General features: G+C 47.2%; 4 protein-coding genes and 1 pseudogene. 4 read left to right on the top strand and 1 reads right to left on the bottom strand.

Annotated features, from left to right (window positions below; translation table 11 throughout):
* Positions 1-866 (bottom strand): site-specific integrase (locus ETF27_RS10930; protein ID WP_147785827.1); only part of this gene is annotated, 866 nt, incomplete at its 3' end.
* A 299-nt stretch (positions 867-1,165) separates the two neighbouring features.
* Here ETF27_RS10930 and ETF27_RS10925 point away from each other — a divergent pair.
* From ETF27_RS10925 to ETF27_RS10910, 4 genes and pseudogenes are all read left to right on the top strand, one after another.
* Positions 1,166-2,308 (top strand): annotated as a pseudogene (locus ETF27_RS10925) (DNA topoisomerase); the annotation flags it as partial.
* A gap of 95 nt (positions 2,309-2,403) precedes the next feature.
* Complete coding sequence (locus ETF27_RS10920; RefSeq protein WP_130829966.1) at positions 2,404-6,915, top strand: DUF2958 domain-containing protein; 4,512 nt, start codon at positions 2,404-2,406, stop codon at positions 6,913-6,915.
* 264 nt (positions 6,916-7,179) lie between these two features.
* Positions 7,180-8,433 (top strand): site-specific integrase, encoded by a 1,254-nt coding sequence (locus ETF27_RS10915; protein WP_004357082.1) that lies wholly within the window; start codon positions 7,180-7,182, stop codon positions 8,431-8,433.
* 13 nt (positions 8,434-8,446) lie between these two features.
* On the top strand, positions 8,447-9,712 hold the full coding sequence (locus tag ETF27_RS10910) for a site-specific integrase (protein ID WP_004357086.1): 1,266 nt from the start codon (positions 8,447-8,449) through the stop codon (positions 9,710-9,712).
* Positions 9,713-9,884 lie beyond the last annotated feature (172 nt).

Genomic DNA, 9,884 nt, shown 5'->3' with positions numbered 1-9,884 from the left:
ATGTTTAGCGGACAGTAATAGCTTTTAATACATAGCTTTCCTTCTTCAATGATGATGTTTTCCTCTTTGAGATTGCGTATATCTGAAATGGCAAGACCGCTGAAGCAGGAGAACACGAACAAATCACGGACGACACGATATTTCTCCCATTTGATGGGCAGGTCGATAATCTTTTGCAGGTCGTCCTGCGTGATGTTTCTCGGCGTTCCTTTCGTCTTTTCGTAACTGTAACCAATGAACGGATACATGTCTATCATGCCATTTTTGACAGCCTTGTTCACAACTGCCTTCAATGCAGCCAAGGCACTGCATATACTGCCACGTTTCAGTTTTCGGTCTATTGTCAGAAAGTATTCATAGCCTTCTATAAAGGAAATATCCAGCTCCATGAGCGGAATATCACTTAACTTGTATTTCCTACGCACATACTCCCGAAGAAGAGTTTGCTGATAGGTACGCAGCTCCAGTGTTTTCATTGCCCGGTCTATGCCCACTCTTTCATGAATCTGTGTGAGGTACTCAGCATAGCACTCTAAAAGCATTGCGCTTTGACAAAGCTGTCCCTGATAGGCATTGCGCACATCCGTAGCCGTGAATGACTCTCCACTTTCGCAAAGTTCCCGATAGCGTGCATGAATGAGTGCAGTGCATTCATTCAAATACCGGTTGATAGAATTTGCGATGGCACTCTTGCCGAGAAGACGTTGCTTTCTGCTATCCCAAAGAGATAATGGGACTTTCTTTTTGGCGGAAAAGGCGGAATGCTTCCTGCCCAGTTCTATCCGTCCGATAAGCGGCACCATGCCTTTTTTGTCCGCTCGTTTAGCCTGTGTGAAAAACGAGACTTTCAGTTTGTTTTCTTTCATTTTTCTGTCATTTTTTTCTAATTTCCTTTGCTTGCAAAGGTACATACGAACAAGAGTTCTTGAGCTATGCAGAAAAATGAAAGATGAGGAATAAAAACCTATGCCACAGTTGTTTATATTCAATTCGTAACCCCTTTTTGCTTTGTGCCCTATGGGTTACGAGTTGGTAACGGAACTATTGCCGTTTTTCGCTCAATCTTGCCATATCACAAAATGCAGAAAAGTGCATAAGTTGTTATTGTTCAAGTGTTTCCGTTCGTGTTTGCCCTTTCTTCTTTCATTGTCATTATTCTATGAACTATCCCCGCACAGGCAGCCGATACATCAGTGAGGATGTTTTCGAGGAAGTACCCGCCCTACTGCGCAAAATAGGAGAAATGATAGAAACACCATTAAACCGCCATTCGGTGAACAAGGCAAAGATTACTGACCACCACGCCATTATTCCTACAGGAGAAACACCTTCAGGAATATCGGCAGATGAAACAACTATCTATCAAATGGTGGTTAATCGCTTCATTGAAGCCTTTCTTCCCGATTCAGAGGAAGAGCGTATGCTGGTGCAGTTCACGGACGGCGCCAACTCCTTTACTTGGAAGGCGTGCCGACAAATCTCCTTGGGCTGGAAAGCCGTGCAGAAAGAGCAGGTTACTGATGTAGAGAAAAAGGAAAACGACAATGAACAGGTTTTACCTTCATTGCCTGATTTGACGGAGGGAGAGGTTTTACCACTTGTTTCTACTGACATCACCGAGCATAAGACCAAACCTAAACCTCTCTACACAGAAGCGACACTGCTTTCTGCGATGGAGAACGCAGGAAAAGAGGTCGAAGATGCAGAAAGTAAGAAAGCAATGGCAGAGTGTGGCATCGGAACACCTGCCACCCGTGCCAACATCATCGAGACACTTATTCTCCGTGACTATATCCGAAGGGACAAGAAAGCAATTATACCGACCGAGAAAGGCTTGGCTGTCTATGAGATTGTCAAGGACAAGCGAATCGCCAATGCGGAGATGACAGGAAGCTGGGAACTGACACTTGCTGCCATCGAAGCAGGACAGATGCCGCCCGAAAAGTTTGCACAAGGCATCAACTCCTACGTTGGCACCATTTGTGAGGAACTGCTTTCTCTTGCCCCCAAACAGAAGTCTTATCCCACCTATCGCTGCCCCAAGTGTGGCACTGAGAGCGTGGGTATCTATGCCAAGGTTGCCAAATGCAGACATGAGGGCTGTGACTTTCATGTCTTCCGTGAGGTCTGTGGCACGCTTCTCACCGAGGACTACATCCGGGATTTGCTAACCACAGGACGTACACCCATTCTCAAAGGATTGATCAGTAAGGCAGGCAAAAAGTTCAACGCCCGACTTGTCCTTAATGAGGATTACACCACTTCTTTTGAATTTGAAAACAGGAAAGGAAAACAACGAGGGAGATAATCCTGACAGAAACAGAGAGGAACAGAAGAGGTCGGGAGGTAATATACTTTATATCTTCCGACTTTTTCCTCCTCCTTAATTAAAAAAGGAACACTATGGCATACAATAAGAAAAACGTCCTTGAAGCCAACACAGAAGCCATCCGTGTTGTGCTTCGCTTGGAAAAAGAACGCCGCGAAGCCACCGAAGCCGAGAAAAACATATTGCGCAACTATCAGGGATTCGGTGGCTTGAAATGCGTGCTGAATCGATGTGACAGTCCCGATGACCTCCGCTATTGGAGCCAATCGGAGCAACAACTTTTCGAGCCTACCCAAAGGCTCAAACAGATGATTTACCGTGATGCCGTCGATGCCAATACCGCCAAGCGGTACTGGGAGAGCATCAAGGCAAGCGTACTCACGTCTTTCTATACAGATACCCGTATCGTTTCTGCGATTGCGGAAGCACTCACCATTACCGATGTGGAGATAAGACAATGCTTAGACCCTTCAGCAGGTATGGGAGCTTTTGCCGAGATATTTGCTAAAAGGGCTGGTATGGTCGATGCAATGGAAAAAGATTTGCTCACTGCCCGTATCTCACAATCCATTCATCCTTATGGGCAAGGTAATATCATTGTCCACCAAGCCCCCTTTGAATCCATTGGAGAGTTGGAAGATAAGGACAAATACGACCTTATTACAAGTAACATTCCTTTCGGGGATTTCATGGTCTATGACCGTGAGTACAGCAAGGGCAAGGATGTTCTTAAGAGGGAATCCACACGAGCCATCCACAATTACTTCTTTGTAAAGGGATTGGACTGCATCAAGGAAGGCGGACTTCTTGCGTTTATTACCTCGCAAGGTGTATTGGACAGTCCCCGCAATGAAGCCATCCGCCGTTATCTGATGCAGAACAGCCGACTAATCTCTGCTTTACGCCTGCCATCGGGTATGTTTTCAGACAATGCGGGAACGGACGTGGGCAGTGACCTCATCGTCTTGCAGAAGCAGACAGGTAAAGAAATCAGCGAGGGGATTGAACAGCAGTTTGTAGAAACTCTTTCCGTTCCCAAAGAAGAAGGCTCTTCTGTCGTCTTCAAGCACAACTCACTTTTTGCAGGAGATTGGAAAGACATTGCCCACCGCACCATTGCCACGGAACGAATAATGGGCAGAGACCCATACGGCAAGCCTGCATGGGAGTATCGCTTCGATGGCAGCATTGACGATATGGCGGAGAGTATCAGGACACAGCTCTCCTTGGAAGTTGAGCAACGCTTTGACCGCAAACTCTATGAAACAGGCATACCTATGACGGAGGAGGAACGGCAGAAAGAAGCCGAAAAACAACTGAGAAAGTTAGGTATAATGGTAAATTTACCCAAAGAGGATCCCAAAATGCACAAGGAGGCGGAGAATGCCTATAATTTGATGCCCGACAGTATCAGGAAGCAACTACCTAAACTTTACAGTACGGAAAAGGAACTTATTGGTGATAAAGTCGCCTACGCACGTTATTTCTTCCCGATGGGAGCTTACACGGCTTATCTTTTGGAGTACGACCCTAAGAGCCGTATAGGTTTCGGTGCTGTCACGATGGGCTACGGCTGGGAGTTGGGCAATATGTCGCTTGACGAGATGGAGGAAGTGAAGATTCATGGGCTGGGCATCGAGCGCGACCTGTACTTCTCTCCTAAGAAATTGCACGAGATAGCCGAACTGGAAGAAATCGTCAGGGGACAATATACCAAAGAAGAAGTGGTGACAGAGGAAATCAAGGAAAAGGCTGCACCCGAAGTTCAGACTTCGACAATGGAAGATAACCTTTCCACGGAAGAACCCAAAGAGGAAGTTCAAGTTGAAAAAATCAGTGAGCAAGTTGATAAAACGGGCGGTGAGCAGACAGTACAGATACAAGAGGCAGACTCTACTATTGAAGAATCAGCCCCAGAGGGAGTACCTGTGCTTAACCTTCACCGCCAATATGAGCAGGAAGTGAAAGAAATCCGCACCGATGTGGAAGCCCCACGGGAGATGAACGGGCAGACTGTCTATTTCGATGATGACCACCACCCAGTGATGGACGGCTTGGACGAGCGACAGGAAACGGAGCAGCCTTCACTGTTCGCTCCGGAGGAATACAATCTCTGGACGCAGGAAGTAAAGCGCGTGAACGGCGAGATTAAGGAAGTCCCTAAACCACAGATACAGGCTTCCGAAGAACAAAGGCTGACGGGAAATAAAGGAAGAAACGAGAATAAGGAGAAACAGCCAACAACTGCAACGCAGCACAGAACCAAGGGCAGAAGCAGCAAGAAAACTTCCTCTCAGTCATATAGTGAACCGTCTCTCTTTGATTTTATGAATGAAGCCGAAGAGCGTAAGCCACAGCCGATAGCGGAGGTGAAAAAAGAGTTTGATGCTTCCCCGCGCCCTTTTCTCTCTTCGCCGGACTCTCACCTGAGAGACGGCTCCATTGTCGTGCAGAAAGGGCAGGTCGGCTTTCTTTCTGACTTAAAGCGACATCCAACCTTTAATCCGATGGACTTGCCGTATGCCCAGCTTTCCCGACTAAAAAGCTATATCGAGATACGGGAGTGCTATCATCGTCTCTATGACTACGAGGCGGAGAACCATGCAGAAGACAAGGAGGATCGCAGCAGACTCAATCACTTGTATGATGACTATGTTGCACGCTGGGGCTACTTTAACCAGAAAGCGAACACCGACATCATCAAGATGGATGCTACAGGTGTGGAAATGCTCTTCTTGGAACGCTCCGAGAACGGCAGGTACGTCAAGGCGGACATCTTTGACCATCCAACAGCTTTTTCTACCACAGAGCTGACCGTTGCCACAGACCCGATGGAGGCACTGGGTGCATCGCTCAACAAGTACGGCACGGTGGAACTTGATTACATGAGTTCCCTTTTACCTGATATGGAGGAAAGCGACATCATTTCTTCCTTGGAAGGTCGCATCTATTATAATCCCGAAGAGAATGCTTATGAGGTTGCGGACAAGTTCATTTCGGGCAATGTAATAGAAAAGGCGGAGCGCATTGAGTCGTGGCTCTTGGACCATCCCGACCACGAAGAAACAAAGCAGAGCCTTGCTGCGCTGCGTGCAGCCACGCCAACACCCATTCCTTTTGCAGACCTTGACTTCAATCTCGGTGAACGCTGGATACCTGCCAAGGTCTATGGTAGGTTCGCTTCGGAGTTTTTCGGCACGGATATTGGCGTATCCTACCATTCCAACATGGACGAGTACAGCATTGTCTGCGACCAAAAGAATGCCAATATCTGGCACAAGTATGCCGTACAGGGAGAGTTCCGCCGCTATGACGGCATCAATCTCCTAAAGCACGCCCTGCACAACACCATTCCCGACATTAACAAGAGTAAGGAGGTGACAGATAAGGTTACGGGAGAGACCAAGACCATTAAAGTAAGAGATGGACATGCCATCCAGATGGCAAATGCCAAGATTGAGGAAATCAGGCAGGGCTTTGTTGATTGGCTCGGACGCACACCCGATACCTTCAAACAGCAGCTCTCCGACAGGTACAACCGACTTTTCAACTGTTTTGTGCGACCAAACTTTGACGGTACGCACCAGACTTTCCCCGACCTCGACCTCAAACGGCTGGGCATTGCCGACCTCTACAAGAGTCAGAAGGATGCCGTGTGGATGCTCAAAACCAATGGTGGCGGCATCTGCGACCACGAGGTGGGAGCGGGTAAGACGCTTATCATGTGTACGGCAGCCTATGAAATGAAGCGATTGGGACTGGCAAACAAACCGATGATTATTGGGCTGAAGGCAAACGTATTCGATATTGCCGACACCTTTAGGAAAGCTTATCCCAATGCTAAGGTACTCTATCCAGGCAAGAACGATTTCAATAAGCAGAACCGCCAGCGTATTTTCAACGACATCAAGAACAACGACTGGGACTGCATCATCCTCACGCACGAACAGTTCGGCATGATACCGCAAGCTTTGGAGATACAGGAGGCTATCCTGCAGAAGGAGAAGGACTCTGTGGAGGAAAACCTTGAAGTCCTGCGTATGCAAGGAGCGGAGATTTCCCGTGGTATGCTCAAAGGCTTGGAAAAGCGCAAGCAGACCCTTGAAGTCAAGTTGCAGAACATACAGGACAGCATCGCCGAAAGAAAAGACGATGCCGTGGACTTCAAGATGATGGGTATCGACCACCTCTTTGTAGATGAATCACACCAATTCAAGAACCTGATGTTCAATACACGCCATGACCGTGTATCGGGCTTGGGCAATCCTGATGGCTCACAGCGTGCCTTAAACATGCTCTTTGCTATTCGTACCATACAAGAACGGTCCGGCAAGGATTTGGGAGCCACTTTCCTTTCAGGAACGACCATTTCCAATAGTCTGACGGAACTGTATCTTCTGTTCAAGTATCTGCGCCCGCAGGCTTTGGAGAAGCAGGGAATCAACAGCTTTGATGCTTGGGCAGCGGTTTTTGCCAAGAAATCGACCGACTATGAGTTCTCCATCACCAATGAGATTATCCAGAAAGAGCGGTTCCGCACCTTCATCAAGGTGCCGGAGCTGGCTTCATTCTATGCGGAAGTATAGGAGTTGGAAGCAAGAAAAGGAGAAAAATGCGTATCTGATTGAAACACAAGATATATTGCCTGCTTTCTCATTGGGTTGCATCAAGGTAAATAGGCGAAAAATGGAGTGAAAAAGCAAGAGTTCAGTTACCAAATCGTTCGAGAAACGATGAAAGGAAAAGAACGGCTGGAAATGGTAACAAAAACGGTGTTTTCTCTTTCATTATCAATGTTTTGCATCGCTATAAGTTCCTCTGGGAAGTATAATTTTGTAAGCAAAAAAACAATGGAAAAAGAAAAAATCAAGCTGCTTTTCTACCTCAAAAGAGGTACGCAGGACAAAAACGGAAAAAGTCCCATCATGGGACGCATCAGTATCGGTCGCTCAATGGTTCAGTTCAGTTGCAAATGTGCCTGTACGCCAAAAATTTGGGATAGTCGTAAACAGCGACTTGTAGGAAAGAGTTCCGAAGCCGTATCAGTGAACAGGGAACTTGACCGACTGCAAGTAAGTGTCCATCAAGTTTATGAATCGCTTTCGGGCAAGTTGAACAACACTGTCACGGCAGGGAAGATAAGGGAACTTGTATTCGGGTTAAACAGCGAGTCGCAGGGGCTGCTTCATCATGCGGACAAGTATATCGACCGCTTCCGTGAGCGAGTTGGCATAGACCGCAGCGAAAGAAGACTGAAATGTCTGCTGCTCTTCCGCAAGCATCTGTCTGAATTTCTGAGATGCCGCTACCATGTGGACGATATTCCCGTGCAAAAAGCCGATACAGCCCTTATCAAGGACTTGGAGGAGTATTTTGCCAAAGAAAAGGGTTTTAAACTCAACACTTCGGCTGGTTATCTTACTATGCTGGCATCCCTGCTCAAAGACCTGCACAAACGGCACATCATAGACTCCTATCCTTTTATCGGTCATTCCATCCGCTGGGACGTTGGAACACCCCGATACATTACAAGGGAGGAAGTAAACAAGATTGCAGCATTAACCGATAACGAACTGCAAGGCTACGAGCAGATGTCGAGGGATATGTTTCTCTTTTCGTGCTATACCGGTCTTTCCTACACGGATGTGTACCACCTCACGGCAGAGCATATCATCCACGAGTCTGATATGGATTGGATACGCAAGCCGAGAGTGAAGACGGGCAATGTATGTCACATTCCATTATTACCCGAAGCATCCGCCATCATTGAGCGGTACAGGGGCATTCATACGAGGGCGTTCCGCCACGAACCCCCAAAAGGGTATCTGCTGCCCATACCAGGCTGTGACACGTTGAACATACACCTCAAAAAGATAGCACGGCTTTGCGGTATTCAGAAAACGCTGACCTATCACATGGCAAGGCATACCTTCGCATCGCAGATGACGCTTTCAGAAGGCGTGTCCATCGAAAGCGTATCGAAAATGCTCGGACACAGCCAGATAAAGACCACACAGGTGTATGCAGAGACTTCTCCAGAGCGTGTCTTTCGGGATGTGGAGAAGATTCTCCCTCTCATCGCACAATATCGTTTAATCAACTAAAAGTCCAAGAACAATGAAAAGTACATTTTCAATTCTATTCTATATAGACAGAAGCAAGACAAGCGAAAGGAATGAATGCATTATCCGCTGCCGTATCACCTGCAATGGTGCGTCTTCTTCATTCTCAACAGGTTTGTACACCTCTCCCGATGATTGGCAATCAAAGAAAGGGCGCATAAAAGTGGTGGCAAACAGAGCGAATGCCGTCAATCTGCAACTGAACTCAATAGAAGAACGACTTCACGCACTCTATGAACTCACGTTAAGAGAAGAGAACTACATTACGGCTGAATACCTGAAAGAGCAGTACCAGCACCAAAACAAACCCACCCCGACACTCATAGAGGTTTACCAATCCGTCTGTGAAAGCAAGGAGGCATTGCAGGGCAAGACGATAGGAAAGGCTACCGTCAGGGCTTTCAGGGACAGTAGGAAGAATTTTGCACTTTTTCTAAAAAAAAGGGGAAGCGGGGACTGTCTTCCCAAAGAGGCAGACAAGGACCTCATAGAACATTACCGCCTGTTTATGCTACGGGACTTGGGAAACAAGGAAAGCACTGTTTCCAACCGTCTGCGCCACCTGCATCAAGTCATCCGAAAAGCATTGCAAGAGCGATATATCCGTGAAGACCCTTTTGAGCAGATAGACATTGAAACGCCCACCTACGAGCGCAATGCCCTCACTTCTGACGATTTACACAAACTTCTCTCATATCGTCCTCACCGCTCGGTGGACAACCATTGCAGGCTCATCTTCCTCTTGGGCTGTTTTACGGGGTTAGCTTTTTCTGATTTAAAGAAACTCCGAATGGACGATGTTTACACACTTGACGATGGGCGCAGGTACATATCGCTCTGTCGCACAAAAACTCAGAACAGAAGCATTGTTCCTTTATTGCCCATTGCCGAAGAGATACTCACCATTGTCAGCGACGGACAAAAGGAGGGGTTGCTCTTTCGTGAGTTCCCCACGAATAGCCATTTCAACCGCAAGATAAGGGACATCATCATCAAGGCAGGACTCCCACCTCATACCGAAGCCACCTCGCACACGGCACGACATACCTTTGCCACGACCATCTGTTTGGAGAACGGCTTGCCGATAGAAACCGTCAGTAAGATGCTCGGACACCGCTTCATTTCAACCACCGAACTCTATGCAAAGGTTAGCAAGAGCAAGATTGCACGTGAGATGCAGCCACTCATGGGTAGCAATACCACAAGGCAACTGCGAAAGGCCCTGCGTGTTTGTCCGCCAAGAAAGCCAAGCATAGGATAAAATGATTTTCTTAGACCGTTAAACAACCATCATTAAGTATTATTACTGTCCGCTAAACATCCCACATTTTTTATGAATTAGGGCTGACACTTCTCACGAGGTATCAGCCCTTTTTGTTATCTTTGCTTTTGTTTCCAAACTCAGATAACATGGGCAAAAGTACACATTTCTT

Source organism: Prevotella brunnea, assembly GCF_008016795.1.
In the GTDB taxonomy this organism is placed as follows: domain Bacteria; phylum Bacteroidota; class Bacteroidia; order Bacteroidales; family Bacteroidaceae; genus Prevotella; species Prevotella brunnea.
The sequence above is the reverse complement of the archived record's forward strand: the minus strand, read 5'-3'. Positions and strand labels throughout refer to the sequence as shown.